Below are 15159 nucleotides of genomic sequence, written 5' to 3'. Positions count from 1 at the left end.
GCGCCGGCGGCATAACACGGGCACCATGATCCTGACAGTTCTACAAGTTGCCCTCGGCGGGGCCATCGGCGCCAGCTTCCGCTACCTGACCAATGTTGCCATGAAGGCGATTTTCGGCATCGGCTTCCCGTGGGGGACGCTGACGGTGAATATCGTCGGCTCCTTCCTGATGGGAGCGCTGGTGGTCGTGCTGGAGCGCAAGGGCGGCAACCACCTGACGCCGCTTCTGATGACCGGCGTGCTTGGCGGTTTCACCACCTTCTCGGCCTTTTCGCTCGATGCGATCTTCCTGATGGAGGAAGGCCGGACAGAGATTGCCCTCGTCTATATCACGGCCTCCGTGCTGATCTCGCTGGCCGCGCTGGTCGTGGGGCTTGCCGTGGCCCGTGGCGCGGTGCCGCTGACATGAGCCGGGTACAGCAGATCGAAGTGACCGTGGACGAGGCCGGCCAACGCCTCGACCGCTGGTTCCGCCGCCACTTCCCGCATGTCGGGCAAGGGCGCATCGAGAAGATGTGCCGCAAGGGCGAGCTGCGCGTCGATGGCGGGCGAGTGAAAACATCGAGCCGTGTCGAGGCCGGGCAGGTGGTCCGCGTGCCGCCGCTTCCGGACGAGGACGCGCCGCGGCCGGAGCGCCCCGCCGTCTCGGAAGCCGACGAGAAACTGATCCGCGCCGCGGTGATCTATCGCGACGACCATATCATTGCGATCAACAAGCCTGCCGGGTTGCCCACGCAGGGCGGCAGCAAGCAGACGCGCCATGTCGACGGGCTGGCCGAGGCGCTGCGCTTTGGCCTCGACGAGAAGCCGCGCCTCGTGCACCGGCTGGACAAGGACACTTCCGGCGTCCTGATCCTTGCCCGCACCCGGGCCGTGGCGGGAGCGCTGACCGAAGCCTTCCGGGCGCGGGAGACGCGCAAGATCTATTGGGGCGCAGTTGCCGGAGTGCCGACGCCGCAGATGGGCACGATCCGCTTCGGTCTTGTGAAGGCGGGCGGCCATGGCGCGGGCGGCGAGGGCGAGAAGATGCACTGCATCCACCCGCGCGAGGTGGACAGCACCCCCGGCGCCAAGCGCGCGACCACCGATTACGCGGTGCTCTCCGCCCTTGGCGGGCGCGTGAGCTGGGTCGCGCTGGTGCCGGTGACGGGACGGACGCATCAGCTCCGCGCGCATATGGCCGAGCTGGGGCATCCCATTGTAGGGGACGGAAAATATGGTGGCTCCAGTCAGGAGAACCTCGGCGATGGCTGGGGCGCCGGCCTCGGCGGGGAAGTATCGCGCAAGCTGCATCTGCACGCCCGGTCGCTGAGCCTGACCCACCCGGTCACCGGGAACCGTCTCGAGCTGACTGCCGCCTTGCCCGAGCACATGGCACGGACCTGGAAACTGCTGGACTGGCGCGCCGAAGACGTGCCCGCCGATCCGTTCGAGGAGCTGGAATGAGCGATTCCGAACCGCTGCGCCTCGTCGTCTTTGACGTCGATGGCACGCTGATCGATTCCCAGGCCCATATCATGGCCGCGATGACCCTGGCCTTCGAGGCCGTGGGCCACCCGTGCCCGCCGCGCCCGCAGGTGCTCTCCATGGTTGGCCTCTCGCTGGCGGTCATGATGCCGAAACTTGCGCCCGGGCTCGACGCGCAGGGGCATGACGCGTTGGCCGCGGCCTACAAGGCCAGTTTCGCCGATATCCGGATGTCCGGAAACCCGCTCGAAACCGCGCCGCTCTTTCCCGGCGCACGCGAGGTGCTCGACCACCTGCTGGGCCGCGATGACCTGCTGGTCGGGATCGCAACGGGAAAATCCCGCCGCGGGCTGGACCATCTGCTCGAGGCGCACGGGCTGACCGGCGCCTTCGTTACCGAGCAGGTGGCCGACCACCATCCCTCGAAGCCGCATCCCTCGATGCTGTTCACGGCGATGGCGGAAACCGGCGTCGAGGCGCCGAATGCCGTGATGATCGGCGACACGACCTTCGATATCGAAATGGGGCGCGCTGCCGGATTGCGGACTATCGGCGTCGGTTGGGGCTACCATCCGACCGAGGCACTGGTGGCCGCCGGGGCCGATGAGGTGGTTGCGTCCTACGCGGCGTTGACGCCTGCTTTGCACAAGATCTGGGAGGGGTGAATGTCCGAGTGGAAGCTCAAGCGTTTCTGGAAATCGGCCACGGCCGAACTGGTCGAAGGCGGCTGGCAGATCCTGCTCGACGGGCGACCGGTCAAGACCCCGGCAAAGGCTCCGCTTCGGGTGCCCAGCCTTGCGCTTGCCGAGGCTATTGCCGCCGAGTGGGACGCGCAGCAGGAGGCGATTGATCCCGCCACGATGCCGCTCACCCGTTCGGCAAATGCGGCGATCGACAAGGTCAGCACTCAGTTCGACGAGGTGGCGACGCTGATCGCGGCCTATGGCGAGACGGACTTGTGCTGCTACCGTGCCGAAGGGCCCGAGGCCCTTTGCCAGGGGCAGGCCGAGGCCTGGGACGAGCTGCTGCAATTCGCACGGGACGAGTTGAACGCCCCGCTCGAGTTCTGTGCAGGGGTCGTTCCGCTGGCCCAGCCGGGACCGAGCATCGAAGCGCTCAAGGCCGAGGTGGCAGCGCTCGATGCCTTCGCATTGACCGCGCTGCACGACCTGGTGTCGATTTCAGGCTCGCTTCTGATCGGGCTTGCAGCGATCCGGGAACGTTTTCCGGCCGAAGACCTGTGGCAACGCTCGCGGGTCGACGAGCGTTTTCAGGAGAGTCAGTGGGGTTATGACGAGGAAGCTGCCGTAACGGAAGCTTTCAAGCGAGAGGAATTTCTGCATGCGCAGAGATTCTTTTGCCTGTCTCGCCCCTCTGCCTGAATTGCATCAAGCCTCTGATCGTAAGGCCTAAAATTTGGGCGATCACGGAAGGTGGCCGAAGAATTTCTGGGGGAAAGAAGTGTCTTCCGGAGAGTACTTGACGTTTTCTTGGGAATTTGCCCAAAGTTGATGCGCTGCGGGGGGGTGCCTCCTCCCGCGTGTTGTTCAAACGGGCCACTGGCCCCCATAAAGCTACCCGCCCACTCACGGACGGGGACCATCAGGAAGAGGTACACATGAAGAAGACCGTATTCGTTGGCGTTCTGGCGCTCGCCGGCATGTCCGCAAGCGTAGCCGCCGCCGGTCTGCTGGACGAAGTGAAAACCCGTGGAAAGCTGAATTGTGGCGTCGCCACCGGCGTTCCCGGCTTCGCCGCACCCGACGCCAACGGCGAGTGGCAAGGTTTTGACGTTGCCGTATGCCGCGCCGTCGCCGCCGCCGTCCTCGACGACCCGACCGCCGTTGAATTCGTGCCGACCACCGGCAAGACCCGCTTTACCGCACTCGCTTCCGGCGAGATCGATATGCTGGCCCGGAACACCACCTGGACTTTCTCGCGCGACGTCGACCTCAAGTTCGATTTTGTCGGCGTGAACTACTACGATGGACAGGGCTTCCTTGTCCGCAAGGATCTGGGCGTTTCCTCGGCCAAGGAACTGGATGGCGCCACCATCTGCATCCAGACCGGCACCACCACCGAGCTGAACCTCGCGGACTTCTTCCGCATCAACAACATGAGCTACGAGCCGGTTCCGATCGAAACCAACGCCGAAGGGCAGCAACAATATCTGGCGGGTGCCTGTGATTCCTACACCACGGACGCCTCCGGCCTCGCTGCTACCCGCGCTACCTTCGAAGATGCCGCGAACCACGTGATCCTGCCGGAAATCATCTCCAAGGAGCCGCTTGGCCCGCTCGTCCGCCACGGCGACAACGAATGGGCGGACGTAGTTCGCTGGACCCTGAACGCGCTGATCGCCGCCGAAGAGCTTGGCGTGACCTCCGCCAATGTTGCCGAACTGGCCTCCGCGCCGGGCAACAACCCGGAGATCAACCGGCTGCTTGGCACCGAAGGTACGCTGGGCGAAATGCTCGGCCTGCCGGCCGACTGGGCCGTCAAGGCGCTTTCGGTTGCCGGTAACTACGGCGAGATCTTCGAGAAGAACATCGGTGAGACCACGCCGATCGGTCTGGCCCGTGGCCTGAACGCTCAGTGGACGTCCGGCGGCCTTCTCTACGCCCCGCCGTTCCGGTAAAATCTTTAGGCAAGGGCGTGGGCTTCGGCTCTCGCCCTTGCCACTATCTCTCCACCAACGAGAAAATCCGGGCCAAGGAGAGCGGGCGCAAGATCCGCAAACAGGAAGCCCGGAAAAGCCGCAGGGATACACATGACCTCACTGACCGACCCGCCGAAGGAGTCGTTCAGGCTCGGCATGCTGATCTACGATACCCGCTACCGCTCGCTCACCATTCAGGTCGTTGCGCTCATCGGGTTCATGATCTTCGCCGCCTGGCTGATCAACAACACGCTGTATAACCTCGCCGAACAGGGCAAGAACGTTGCCTTCGGCTTTCTCAGCGACCCCGCCGGATATGACATCAACCAACGATTGCTGGATTACAATTCCCAGAGCACGCACTGGCGCGCCGCCTTTATCGGCCTGCTGAACACGCTTCTCGTTGCTTGTATGGGGTGTATCACGGCGACGATCATCGGTGTTTTTGTCGGTGTCCTCAGGCTTTCGAACAACTGGCTCATTGCCCGCCTGATGACGGTCTATGTCGAGTTGTTCCGGAACGTGCCGGTTCTGCTCTGGATCGTGTTCACCATGGCGATCATGATCGAGACCCTTCCGGCCCCGAGCGACTTCAGGGGAGAAAACCCCGAGGCCTCGATGGTGCTGTTCGATACCGTCGCCATCACCAATCGCGGCGTCTACATTCCCGAAGCGCTGTTCAGTAATGGGCTGGGCGATCTGCCGATCCTGCCGGATCGTGAGAACCCGTCTTGCCAGCCCGGCGAAGACGGCACCTTGGGCGACGATTGCGGCGTGTTCCAGATCAGCCTCGACCTGCTGCTGATTGTCGTAGTCTTCGGTGCCAGCCTGTTTGCTTCTGGCCTGATCCGCAAGCGCGCCGACCGCATCCAGAACGAGACCGGCGACCGGCCGAACACGTGGTATCTCCGGGTCGGCGTCGTCCTGTTGCCGACGATCGCCGTTCTGGCCGTGCTGGGCTTCCATCTCGGCTATCCGGAACTCAAGGGCTTCAACTTCCAGGGCGGCACGCATCTGCGGAACTCGCTCATTGCGCTCTGGCTGGCGCTGTCGCTCTACACGGCAGCTTTCATCGCCGAGATCGTGCGCGCCGGCATCATGGCCATCTCCAAGGGCCAGACCGAAGCCGCGGCCGCGCTTGGCCTGAGGCCGAACCGGATCATGAACCTGGTGATCCTGCCGCAGGCGCTGCGGGTCATCATTCCGCCGTTGATTTCCAACTATCTCAACCTCACCAAGAACTCCTCTCTGGCGATCGCGGTGGGCTACATGGACATCACCGGCACGCTCGGTGGCATCACCATGAACCAGACCGGCCGCGAGTTGGAATGCGTTCTGATGCTGATGCTGGTCTACCTCGCCATCTCGCTGAGCATCTCGGCGGTGATGAACTGGTACAACGAACGCGTCAAATTGGTGGAGCGGTAAGATGGTTGATATTCATTTCGTCCGCAAATCCATGATCGAGGAACAGGAACCGCCGGTGGCAACCACCGGTGTGGCCGGCTGGATCCGGGAAAACCTCTTTTCCTCGCCGCTCAACGCGGTGCTGTCCATCCTGTCGTTGGCCTTCATCTTCTACGTGCTCTCCGCGCTTCTGCCCTGGATCATCTCTCCGACCTGGGCGGCCACCTCGCTGGGAGAATGCCGGGAAATCCTGGCCGGGCATGAAGGCGCCTGCTGGGGCGTTATCCGCGAGCGCTGGCTGCAGCTTCTCTTCGGGTTCTACCCCAGAGAGCTCTACTGGCGGGTCGTGCTCGACTTCGCACTGCTGATCGTCGCCGTGGCGCCGGTTCTGTTCACGGGCCTGCCCCGCAAGATGCTGGTCTTCTCGGCAATCTACCCGTTCCTGATGCCCTGGCTGCTCTGGGGCGGCTCTGTCTGGAACCCGATTGCCGCCGCGCTCGGCTTCGTGCTTGGCTACTACGCTCACAAACTTGCCAAGCCCACCCTTGGCAGCCTCGCAGCGGTGATTCTCGCCTTCGTGATACCGATTATCTGGTGGGCGTTTCTGTCGGGACCGGTGGTCGATGCGCTCGCCTCGGTCCTGCCTTTGATAACCCTCGAAGGGGTGGAGAGCCGGAATTTCGGCGGTTTCATGCTGTCGATCACCATCGGCGTCGTCGCCATCGCCATCTCGCTGCCGATCGGTATCGTGCTGGCGCTCGGGCGGCAGTCGAACCTCTTCATCGTCCGGTCGCTCTCGGTCGGCTTCATCGAGTTCATCCGCGGCGTGCCGCTGATCACGCTGCTGTTCGTGGCTTCGACGCTGCTGAACATCTTTATGCCGCCGGGGACGGATTTCGACATCATCCTGCGCGTCATCATCATGGTCACGCTTTTCGCCTCCGCCTACATGGCCGAGGTGGTGCGTGGCGGTCTCGCGGCTCTTCCAAAGGGGCAGTATGAAGCCGCCGACGCGCTCGGGCTCGACTTCTGGATGGCGCAACGGCTGATCATCATGCCGCAGGCGCTCAAGATCTCGATCCCCGGGATCGTTTCGACCTTCATCGGTGTCTTCAAGGATACCACGCTGGTGTCGATCATCGGTCTTCTGGATCCGATCGGGCTTTCGACCTCCATCCGCGCCGATCAGGCCTGGAACGGGGTTGTCTGGGAGCTCTACGGTTTCATTGCGCTGATGTTCTTCATCTTCTGCTTCTCCATGTCCCGCTACTCCATGTTCCTGGAGCGCAAGCTTCAGACGGGCCACCGCTAAGGAAACGCCAAATGTCAGAATTCGCAGTTGAACGCCAAATCGACCGCTCGCAGATGGAAGTCTCCGACAAGGTGGCGGTCCAGATCACCCACATGAACAAGTGGTATGGCACCTTCCACGTGCTCAGGGATATCAACCTGAGTGTCAACGAAGGTGAGCGAATCGTCATCGCCGGACCGTCGGGCTCCGGCAAGTCGACGCTGATCCGCTGCATCAACCGCCTGGAAGAGCACCAGTCGGGGGAGATCATCGTCGACGGGACGGAACTGTCTTCGGACCTGAAGAATATCGACAAGATCCGCTCCGAGGTTGGCATGGTGTTCCAGCACTTCAACCTGTTCCCGCATCTGACGATCCTCGAGAACTGTACGCTGGCGCCGATCTGGGTGCGCAAGATCCCCCGCAAGGAGGCGGAGGAAACGGCGATGCACTTCCTGGAGAAGGTCAAGATCCCCGAACAGGCGCTGAAATATCCCGGCCAGCTATCGGGCGGTCAGCAGCAGCGTGTGGCCATCGCCCGTTCGCTCTGCATGATGCCGCGGATCATGCTCTTCGACGAGCCGACCTCGGCGCTCGACCCGGAGATGATCAAGGAAGTGCTCGAGACCATGATCCAGCTCGCCGAGGAAGGCATGACCATGCTTTGCGTGACCCACGAGATGGGCTTCGCCAAGCAGGTTGCCAACCGGGTGATCTTCATGGACCAGGGCCAGATCGTCGAGCAGAACGAGCCGAACGAGTTCTTCAACAACCCGCAGCACGAGCGCACCAAGCTCTTCCTGAGCCAGATCCTCGGGCACTGAACGAGTTTTCAAAGCCTGAAACAAACAAGGCCCCGGTTCGACCGGGGCCTTTTGCATTGTCCTGTCCTACGTCTCACTCGGACTGATCGATGAGATCGTGCGGTGTCAGGAATTCGAGAACCTTGCCCTTGCGGGGCTCCAGCTTCGACCATTTCTTGATGTCGAAACCCGCAACCAGCGTCGCACCGGTCGGGAAATCGCCGAAACGGCTGTGCTCCGGCGGGGTTTCGACCAACTCATGGGCGAACATCGCGATGCCCGGGTTGTGACCGATCATCATCACCGTGGCGCCCTTTGCCGCTTTCAACGCCTCGAGCATCGCGTCCGGCCCGGCATGGTACAACGCGTCCAACAGTTCCGGCTCGCCCTCAAGGCCAAGCCCTTCCCAGGTTTCCCGCGTTCGGCGCGCGGTCGAGCACAGGATCTGGTCCGGGCGGTACTCCGTGCCCCGCAGCCATTTTCCGAGCGCCTTTGCGCCGCGTTTGCCGCGTTTGTTCAGTGGCCGGTCCAAATCGTTCAGCTCGGGGTTCACCCAGCCGGACTTGGCGTGACGGAGGAGGATCAGACGTTTCATCGCTTCCCGTGAAATGCGCGCATGTGAAAAGCCGACTGCGCCGGTTCGCGCCCCGAGCGCTCGCTGGCAGGGCAGGCGCGGCGCGCCGCGCATCCCCGTACCATGCAATCCGACCCAGCGGAGGTGTCAAGATGATTGTGACAGGCATCGACGGCATATTGGCCGGTCGGGAAGGCCCCAACCGGGCAGGCGTCGCGGCAGGGCTGCGCCTCACAGCGCCCGCAGGGCGGTGGTCCCCAATCAGGCGCGGCCATGGAAAAGGGCAGGACAAGCGCGCCACGGAGGGAGACCATCAACCCGTCTTTCGCATGGGCAAGCATGTTGAGCGGTGAGGCGGCAAAAGCGCCGCTTTCCAAAGCCCAGTCGTAAAAGGGAGGGTAGGGCGGTCCGTCCGACGGGAAAAGCGCCCGCCCGCCATGGCGCGCGGCGATCGCTGTCAGGATCCGTTTTGACCAGCGATCCAAAGGGTCCGCTGCGCCATCGCGAAATTCCTGCGAGGCGGTGAAATGGGGCCAGAAGACCGGATTTTCCGGGCCGATCAGCAGAAGCGAGCGGCATCCTGCGGGAAACGCCGGCCCCGGCTCGGTGGGCTCCAGCCCTCCGAGAACCGCGAGGCATTCCCGCGCGAGGCTCGCCTCTATGTCATTCGTATCCGGCACCGATCATTCGGCGCGGATCATCGAGCCCGCGCCATGGTCGGTGAACAATTCGAGCAGGCAGGCGTTCGGTGCCCGACCATCGAGAATGACCACGGCGCGCACGCCCTCACGGATCGCGGCGACGGCTGTTTCGGTCTTCGGGATCATGCCCCCCGCGATCACGCCGTTGCGGGTCAACTCGTCGACGGATTCGATGGTCAGGTTGGTGATCACGGAACCTTCGGCATCCTTCACCCCTTCCACATCGGTCAGCAGCAGCAGGCGGTCGGCCTTCAGCGCGCCGGCAATTGCCCCCGCGGCCGTGTCGCCATTGACGTTGAAGGTCTCGCCTTCGCGACCCGCACCGAGCGGGGCGACAACGGGAATGATGCCATGGGAGTGCATCTGGTGGATCAGGTCCGGCGTTACCTCGACCGGCTGGCCCACGAGGCCGAGCGCCGGGTCCACCGGGTCGCAGACCATCATGTTCGCATCCTTGCCGGAAATGCCCACGGCGCGGCCGCCCTGGCTGTTGATGGCCTGAACGATCCGCTTGTTCACCAACCCGGAGAGGACCATCTCGACCACTTCCATCGTGGCCTCGTCCGTCACACGCTTGCCGTTCACGAACTCGCTCTTGATGTCGAGCTTGGCCAGCAGGCTGTTGATCATCGGGCCGCCACCGTGGACGATGACCGGATGCACGCCGACCTGGTTCATCAGGACGATGTCGCGCGCGAAGCTTGCCATCTGCTCCTCGTCGCCCATGGCATGGCCGCCAAACTTGATGACCACGGTGGCGCCGGTATAGCGCTGGAGATAGGGGAGGGCTTCGGACAGGGTCCGGGCGGTGGCGATCCAGTCGCGGTTCATGTTCTGCTTCTTCATTGATCCGGCTCGGGTTTTACTGGTTAGCCGTGTTACGCTGCGTAGCCCGCGCTGCCAAGGAATTTATCCCTGCAGGCCGCGGCAAGCCGGAATGCATCCCTAACAGGCGGTCAGCTATCCGCGAGTGCTGCGATTGTGCTGCGCAATGTGGCAATGCCTTCGCCCTTCTCGGAGGAGGTGACGATCAGCTCGGGAAAAGCCGCCGGATGTGCCTGAAGGCTGGCACGGACCTGTTCGATCACTTTCTCAAGCTCGGGGGTCTTCACCTTGTCCGCCTTGGTCAGGACGGTCTGGAACGGGACGGCGGACTTGTCGAGCAGGGAGAGGATCTCTCTGTCCACGGCCTTCACCCCGTGGCGCGCGTCGATTAGCACGAAGGCCCGGCGCAGCGTCGGGCGGCCGGAAAGATATGCTTTGAGCAGATTCTGCCATTTCTGGACCACCGCGACCGGGGCCTTGGCAAAGCCATAGCCGGGCAGGTCCACCAGATAGTGGCTGTCTGCCAAGGTGAAATAGTTGATCTCCTGCGTCCGTCCGGGCGTGTTGGAGGCGCGCGCCAGCGCCTTGTGCCCGGTCAGCGCGTTGATCAGGGTCGACTTGCCGACATTGGAGCGCCCGGCAAAACACACCTCGACCCGGTCCGCCGGCGGCAGGCCGGACATGGCGACAACGCCCTTCAGGAAGGTGGTCTGGCCGGCAAAGAGCTTGCGCCCGCGTTCGAGCATCGCGGCATCGGGTTCTTCGGCAATGGGAAAGGGGAGCGTGGTCATGTCAGGCTGGCCTCATCGCCAATGTTGAGTGCGCCGCCTTCGATGACGGTCGCATAGACGCCGAAATCCCGGTGGCCGTAAGCAGCCTCCAGAATGCCGAGCGTGTCGACATCCGGAAGTCCGGTTTCAGGGTCGACCTTCGTGGCATTACAGCGGGTGATCGGTTCCTCGACGCGCAAGAGCGCCTCGCCGACCCGAATTTCCTTGCCGATCCAGTCGAATTCTTCCCACGGCGCGAAACCATCGAGCCAGAGATTTCCACGAAAGCGGTGGATGGACAGGTCCCGGCCGGCGCGCTGCCCGAAAGCGCGCAGGGAGGACTGGTTCAAAACGGCGACGAACGGGTCCGGGACATCGCTCAGGGCCTGGTCACCGGCGGAAACCAGGCGCGCCGCTGCCGGGCGGGTTGTCGGCCAGAGAGGCGCGAGCCATTCCAGCAGCGCGGCGGCTCCCTGTGGCGTGTCGGGAGCAATTTCCATCTCGGGGCGCGCGGGGTGCGAGAGGCGGACCTTCCGATTCGAATCGGTCATTTCTGCCTGGACGGCCATCAATTCCGGGCCGGCCACGCCACGGACAAAGTTTCGCTTGGCATACCAGCCATCCGGGTTGCCGTCGAATTCCGCAGCCTCGTGGGCCACTGCCCAGTGCCGGTCCAAAGGCAGAATGGCCCCGGCGGTCAGAACCACCGAGGCCAAATTCTCCCACCCGATCGATTTGATCGGGTGGCGCAGGATATGGGTCAGCCGCCCTGTCATCAGGCGTCGGGTTTCTTGCGTTTGAAACTCGACAGAATGTTGCCGAAGACATCCGGCTTGAAGCCGTGGCTCCGCATGATCAGGTATTGCTGCGTGAAGGTGATCACGTTGTTGGTGATCCAGTAGAGCACCAGCCCGCTGGCAAAACTGCCCAGCATGAACATGAAGACCCACGGCATCCAGGCAAAGATCATCTGCTGGGTCGCATCGGTCGGCGCCGGGTTCAGCTTCTGTTGCATCCACATGGAGATGCCGAGCAGGATCGGCATGAAACCAAGCGAGAGGATCTCGAACATACCCAGATCCGGCACCGCGAAAGGCAGGAGGCCGAAGAAGTTTATGATCGAGGAGGGATCGGGGGCCGAGAGGTCCTTGATGTAGCCGATCCAGGGCGCGTGGCGCAGTTCGATCGTGACGAAGATCACTTTATAGAGCGAGAAGAAGATCGGGATCTGAAGCAGGATCGGCAGACAGCCCGAGGCGGGGTTCACCTTCTCCTTCTTGTACAGCTCCATCATGTCCTTCTGGAGCTTCTGGCGGTCGTCGCCTGCGCGCTCCTTGAGCTTCTCCATTTCAGGTTGAAGCTCTTTCATCTTTGCCATCGACGAGTAGGATTTGTAGGCAAGCGGGAAAAGCAGCGCCTTGATGGTGATGGTCAGGGCGATGATCGACCAGCCCATGTTTCCGATGAAGCCGTGCAGGAAGTGCAGGACGAAGAAAATCGGCTTGGTCAGGAAAAAGAACCAACCCCAGTCGATCGAATCGAGAAAGCCTTCGATGCCGCCTTCATTCTGGTAGTTCCGGATGGTCTCCCATTCCTTTGCACCGGCGAAGAGCTGCGAGTTCTGTTCGACGGTTTGCCCGGGCGCGATTTCGAGCGTCGGGAAAATGGTCTGGGTCTGGTAGATCCCACTGGCGCCCTGGAAGAGCATCACTTGTTTGTGGCTCTGGCCGGCGGCGGGGATCAGGGTCGTCATCCAGTATTTGTCGGTGAAACCGATCCAGCCGTTCTCAACGCCTTCAACGGTTTCGCCCTGTGCACCCAGCGTCGGATTGATTTCGAGATCCTCGAAATCCTTGTATTCCTTCTCCATGAGCGAGCCGTCGGCCATGGCGACGATGCCCTCATGCAAGATAAAGAAACGCGAGAGTTCCGGTAGACCGTGGCGGGCGATGATTCCGTAGGGAGCCGCACGCCGCGGGGTTTCCGTGGGGTTTTCCACCGATTGGGTGACGTTGAACATGTAGTTCGCGTCGACCGAGATCGTGCTGCGGAAGATCAGCCCGGAAGGGCTGTCCCAACGGAGGGTGACCGGGGTTTCAGTGGTCAGCGTTTCTCCGCTTTCGACCGTCCAGATCGTATCCGTGGACGGAACATCCGCAGCCTCGAGGCTGCCGCCGGGCGCCCAGCCGAACAGCGCATAGTAGGGTAGCGATTTACCAACGGGTTCCAGCAGACGGACATTGGGCGAGGTCTCGTCGAGAGTTTCGCGATAGTCCATCAGAAGCAGATCGTCGATCCGGCCGCCTGCGAGAGAGATGCTGCCCGAGAGGCGCTCGGTCTCGACCTGCAGCCGAGGGGCACCTTCAACCGGAGCTGCCTGGGTGGTTGTTGTCTGCGCCGTGGGTTCGGCACTCTGCGGAACAGTGGCAATGACCGTGCCACTGGCATCCGTGGTCACCTCGCTAACAACAACATCGTTGCTTGGCGCTACCGGTTCTTCGGGCGGGAATACCACGAACCAGACCAGGATCACGAGAAAGCTGAGTGCCGTGGCGAGAATGAGGTTCTTGTTCTGATCGTCCATCAGGGGATCACCGACGTCCTTCCTGTGTTTCAGGTTTCGCGCCGGTTCAATCCGCCACAGCCAGAAACGTCAAGCAGAATCCCGACTTCGGGGCCTTCGTCGGCGGGCTATGGCGAAGAAAGCCGATGCATCGTGGGTATCTGTCACTGTGTCGGGCGTCCGATCCGGGGTGGTTGGCCGATCCGGCAACTGTGCTTGTCCATCCAGGCCATGGTTCCCTCGAAGGGAAGTGGCGGGGCAATCCCGTTTCCTTGCACATGTCCGCATCCCAATTGTGAGAGCATGGCATGTTCGCCGTGAGATTCGACTCCTTCGGCCAAGGTCTGCAGGTCCAGCTGTTCGGCCATCGCCAGAATCGCCGACACCATGCGCTGCTGGTCGCGCTGGCTGTCCACCCTGGCAGTGAAGGATTTGTCGATCTTGATTCGGTTGATGCCAAATCGACGGATATTCGCGATCGAGGCATGGCGGGTGCCAAAATCGTCCAGATCGATTTCGCAGCCCAGCTTCGCGAGCCCGGCAATGTTGGTGGTGATCGTATCGTTGTTCGATTCCGCTACGACGGTTTCCAGGATTTCGATGGTCAGACGGTCCGGAGTGAGGTCGAACCGGTCGAGTTCCCAGCGGATCTTGTCCACGAGGCGCGGGTTGCGCAGCTCCGCGCCGGTGAAATTGATACCCACGCGCGGGACGCGATAGCCTGATTTGTCCCATAGGCGGATCGCGGAAAGGCTTTGAAACAGCATCACTTCACCTAGGCGTTCCAACACCCCGGCGTTTTCCACAGCCTCTATGAATTCGCTGGGGGGCAGCACGCCGCGTTCCGGATGTTCCCAACGGGCCAAGGCTTCGAAGCCGGAGACAAGGCCGGTGTCGGTGGAAATCTGCGGCTGAAACCAGGGGCGGATCTGGCCATCGCTGAAGGCACGAACAATCTCTTCGGACAAGGTCTGGCGAATCTCGATCGCTTCGGTCATTTCGGAAGAATAAGCCCTTATCGCGTTTTTTCCGGACCGGCGCGCTTCGTCCATGGCCATCTCGGCGGCTTCCAGCATGGCTTCCGCATCATGGCGCGGCGCGCGGCGTGCGAGGCAGAAACCGACGGAAGCCGATACGTAAAACGTCCCGGCGTCGAGACTTATCGGCTCACCGATTTCGGCCTGCAACCGCTCCGCTACCCGTAGGCCGACCTCCATATTCGCCTGGCGAACCGGTCCGAGGACAACGGCGAAACGGTGCTCTACAAGGCGTCCGGCGAGGTCGCCCGGTCGAATCGCCGTCAGGATACGATCAGCCGTGCAACGCAGGATATCCTCTGTGCCGGCACTTCCGAGGGTTTCGGCAATTTGGGAAAAATCATCCAGCTGGATAACGAGAGCGACGGTCGATTGGCCGTGACCCTCATAAGCCTCCAGATGGCCCGCCAAAGTGTCGAGCAGGTGGTTTCGGTTCGCCAGTCCGGTTAGTCCATCCACCCAGTTCTTGTCGCGATCGCCCTCCAGCAACCCACCAAGGAGCAGCACAACGGGGAATGTCACCGCCGTGAGCATCAGCAGCCCTTCGCCCCCGAACCAGAATCCGCCGAGCATCAACGCAGGCACGAAAGCCAATGTTTGGGGCCGAATGAACGCTTGGTTCAGGCGATTCCGGAACTGGCGATATCGGACGGCATTGCGGGCCATGAACAGACTCCTCGACCTGGCGCCACGCGCCCTTCGGGGAGAAGCTAGGCTCTGGACCCATTAATTTGGTTGCGGTCTCCGCGTGATCTTGATTCAAGCTCCCAAACTTCAGGGGGCGTGATGAGCAATCTTTTCTGGCTGACTGACGAACAAATGGCGCGGCTCCGACCTAACTTTCCGAAGAGCCATGGCAAGCCACGTGTCGATGACAGGCGTGTTCTGAGTGGCATTATCTTCATCAATCGCAACGGCTTGCGATGGTCTGATGCGCCGAAGGAATACGGCCCACCGAAGACACTCTACAACCGTTGGAAGCGGTGGAGCGACATGGGCGTATTCGCCCGGATCATGGTGGGGTTGGCTTCGGAGGGAACGGATCGGAAGACGATCATGATC

General features: G+C 62.2%; 16 protein-coding genes. 9 read left to right on the top strand and 7 right to left on the bottom strand.

Features of this window, described 5'->3' with window-relative positions; all coding sequences use genetic code 11:
* Positions 1-25 precede the first annotated feature (25 nt).
* From crcB to BLR85_RS22040, 8 genes are all read left to right on the top strand, one after another.
* Positions 26-409: a fluoride efflux transporter CrcB gene (crcB, locus tag BLR85_RS22075; RefSeq protein ID WP_093162490.1), complete on the top strand. Its 384-nt coding sequence runs from the start codon at positions 26-28 to the stop codon at positions 407-409.
* Positions 406-1446, top strand: coding sequence for an RluA family pseudouridine synthase (locus BLR85_RS22070; RefSeq protein ID WP_093162487.1), 1041 nt, complete (start codon positions 406-408; stop codon positions 1444-1446). Before crcB ends, BLR85_RS22070 begins: the two co-directional genes overlap by 4 nt.
* Entirely contained in the window at positions 1443-2132 is a 690-nt protein-coding gene (locus tag BLR85_RS22065) for an HAD-IA family hydrolase (protein WP_093162484.1), read from the top strand. The genes BLR85_RS22070 and BLR85_RS22065 overlap by 4 nt, the downstream gene beginning before the upstream one ends.
* The gene (locus BLR85_RS22060) at positions 2133-2849 is read left to right on the top strand and encodes an ATP12 family chaperone protein (protein WP_093162481.1); all 717 of its coding nucleotides are present in this window, start codon (positions 2133-2135) and stop codon (positions 2847-2849) included.
* A gap of 236 nt (positions 2850-3085) precedes the next feature.
* The gene (locus BLR85_RS22055) at positions 3086-4105 is read left to right on the top strand and encodes an amino acid ABC transporter substrate-binding protein (RefSeq protein ID WP_093162478.1); all 1020 of its coding nucleotides are present in this window, start codon (positions 3086-3088) and stop codon (positions 4103-4105) included.
* Between the two features lie 132 nt (positions 4106-4237).
* Complete coding sequence (locus BLR85_RS22050; RefSeq protein WP_093162475.1) at positions 4238-5554, top strand: amino acid ABC transporter permease; 1317 nt, start codon at positions 4238-4240, stop codon at positions 5552-5554.
* 1 nt (position 5555) lies between these two features.
* The gene (locus tag BLR85_RS22045) at positions 5556-6845 is read left to right on the top strand and encodes an amino acid ABC transporter permease (RefSeq protein WP_093162472.1); all 1290 of its coding nucleotides are present in this window, start codon (positions 5556-5558) and stop codon (positions 6843-6845) included.
* Between the two features lie 11 nt (positions 6846-6856).
* Positions 6857-7648, top strand: a complete 792-nt coding sequence (locus BLR85_RS22040; RefSeq protein ID WP_093162468.1) for an amino acid ABC transporter ATP-binding protein — start codon at positions 6857-6859, stop codon at positions 7646-7648.
* Positions 7649-7721: 73 nt separating this feature from the next.
* On the opposite strand, the gene BLR85_RS22035 is transcribed toward BLR85_RS22040, so the two are convergent.
* The 7 genes from BLR85_RS22035 to BLR85_RS22005 all read right to left on the bottom strand — a co-directional run bounded on the left by BLR85_RS22035 (position 7722) and on the right by BLR85_RS22005 (position 14763).
* The gene (locus BLR85_RS22035) at positions 7722-8222 is read right to left on the bottom strand and encodes a SixA phosphatase family protein (RefSeq protein ID WP_093162465.1); all 501 of its coding nucleotides are present in this window, start codon (positions 8220-8222) and stop codon (positions 7722-7724) included.
* Positions 8219-8881: a ferredoxin gene (locus tag BLR85_RS22030; protein ID WP_244520828.1), complete on the bottom strand. Its 663-nt coding sequence runs from the start codon at positions 8879-8881 to the stop codon at positions 8219-8221. Before BLR85_RS22030 ends, BLR85_RS22035 begins: the two co-directional genes overlap by 4 nt.
* A 3-nt stretch (positions 8882-8884) precedes the next feature.
* Complete coding sequence (gene argB, locus BLR85_RS22025; protein WP_093162463.1) at positions 8885-9748, bottom strand: acetylglutamate kinase; 864 nt, start codon at positions 9746-9748, stop codon at positions 8885-8887.
* A 110-nt stretch (positions 9749-9858) separates the two neighbouring features.
* On the bottom strand, positions 9859-10518 hold the full coding sequence (gene yihA, locus BLR85_RS22020) for a ribosome biogenesis GTP-binding protein YihA/YsxC (RefSeq protein ID WP_093162460.1): 660 nt from the start codon (positions 10516-10518) through the stop codon (positions 9859-9861).
* Positions 10515-11273 carry an MOSC domain-containing protein gene (locus tag BLR85_RS22015; RefSeq protein WP_093162456.1) on the bottom strand — a complete coding sequence of 253 codons (759 nt, stop codon included), beginning with the start codon at positions 11271-11273 and terminating at the stop codon, positions 10515-10517. The genes yihA and BLR85_RS22015 overlap by 4 nt, the downstream gene beginning before the upstream one ends.
* On the bottom strand, positions 11273-13081 hold the full coding sequence (yidC, locus tag BLR85_RS22010; RefSeq protein WP_093162453.1) for a membrane protein insertase YidC: 1809 nt from the start codon (positions 13079-13081) through the stop codon (positions 11273-11275). The genes BLR85_RS22015 and yidC overlap by 1 nt, the downstream gene beginning before the upstream one ends.
* Positions 13082-13224: 143 nt before the next feature.
* On the bottom strand, positions 13225-14763 hold the full coding sequence (locus BLR85_RS22005) for a putative bifunctional diguanylate cyclase/phosphodiesterase (RefSeq protein WP_093162450.1): 1539 nt from the start codon (positions 14761-14763) through the stop codon (positions 13225-13227).
* A gap of 120 nt (positions 14764-14883) precedes the next feature.
* Between BLR85_RS22005 and BLR85_RS22000 the strand changes: the two genes are divergently transcribed.
* Positions 14884-15159, top strand: a 276-nt coding sequence (locus tag BLR85_RS22000; RefSeq protein ID WP_139188501.1) for a transposase, incomplete at its 3' end; no start/stop codon positions are given.

Source organism: Aliiruegeria lutimaris (assembly GCF_900099935.1).
GTDB lineage: Bacteria > Pseudomonadota > Alphaproteobacteria > Rhodobacterales > Rhodobacteraceae > Tropicimonas > Tropicimonas lutimaris.
The sequence above is the reverse complement of the archived record's forward strand: the minus strand, read 5'-3'. Positions and strand labels throughout refer to the sequence as shown.

Coding starts and splice junctions, on each gene's coding strand:
- crcB (WP_093162490.1), top strand. CDS start 26: ATGATCCTGACAGTTCTACAAGTTGCCCTCGGCGGGGCCATCGGCGCC.
- BLR85_RS22070 (WP_093162487.1), top strand. CDS start 406: ATGAGCCGGGTACAGCAGATCGAAGTGACCGTGGACGAGGCCGGCCAA.
- BLR85_RS22065 (WP_093162484.1), top strand. CDS start 1,443: ATGAGCGATTCCGAACCGCTGCGCCTCGTCGTCTTTGACGTCGATGGC.
- BLR85_RS22060 (WP_093162481.1), top strand. CDS start 2,133: ATGTCCGAGTGGAAGCTCAAGCGTTTCTGGAAATCGGCCACGGCCGAA.
- BLR85_RS22055 (WP_093162478.1), top strand. CDS start 3,086: ATGAAGAAGACCGTATTCGTTGGCGTTCTGGCGCTCGCCGGCATGTCC.
- BLR85_RS22050 (WP_093162475.1), top strand. CDS start 4,238: ATGACCTCACTGACCGACCCGCCGAAGGAGTCGTTCAGGCTCGGCATG.
- BLR85_RS22045 (WP_093162472.1), top strand. CDS start 5,556: ATGGTTGATATTCATTTCGTCCGCAAATCCATGATCGAGGAACAGGAA.
- BLR85_RS22040 (WP_093162468.1), top strand. CDS start 6,857: ATGTCAGAATTCGCAGTTGAACGCCAAATCGACCGCTCGCAGATGGAA.
- BLR85_RS22035 (WP_093162465.1), bottom strand. CDS start 8,222: ATGAAACGTCTGATCCTCCTCCGTCACGCCAAGTCCGGCTGGGTGAAC.
- argB (WP_093162463.1), bottom strand. CDS start 9,748: ATGAAGAAGCAGAACATGAACCGCGACTGGATCGCCACCGCCCGGACC.
- yihA (WP_093162460.1), bottom strand. CDS start 10,518: ATGACCACGCTCCCCTTTCCCATTGCCGAAGAACCCGATGCCGCGATG.
- BLR85_RS22015 (WP_093162456.1), bottom strand. CDS start 11,273: ATGACAGGGCGGCTGACCCATATCCTGCGCCACCCGATCAAATCGATC.
- yidC (WP_093162453.1), bottom strand. CDS start 13,081: ATGGACGATCAGAACAAGAACCTCATTCTCGCCACGGCACTCAGCTTT.
- BLR85_RS22005 (WP_093162450.1), bottom strand. CDS start 14,763: ATGGCCCGCAATGCCGTCCGATATCGCCAGTTCCGGAATCGCCTGAAC.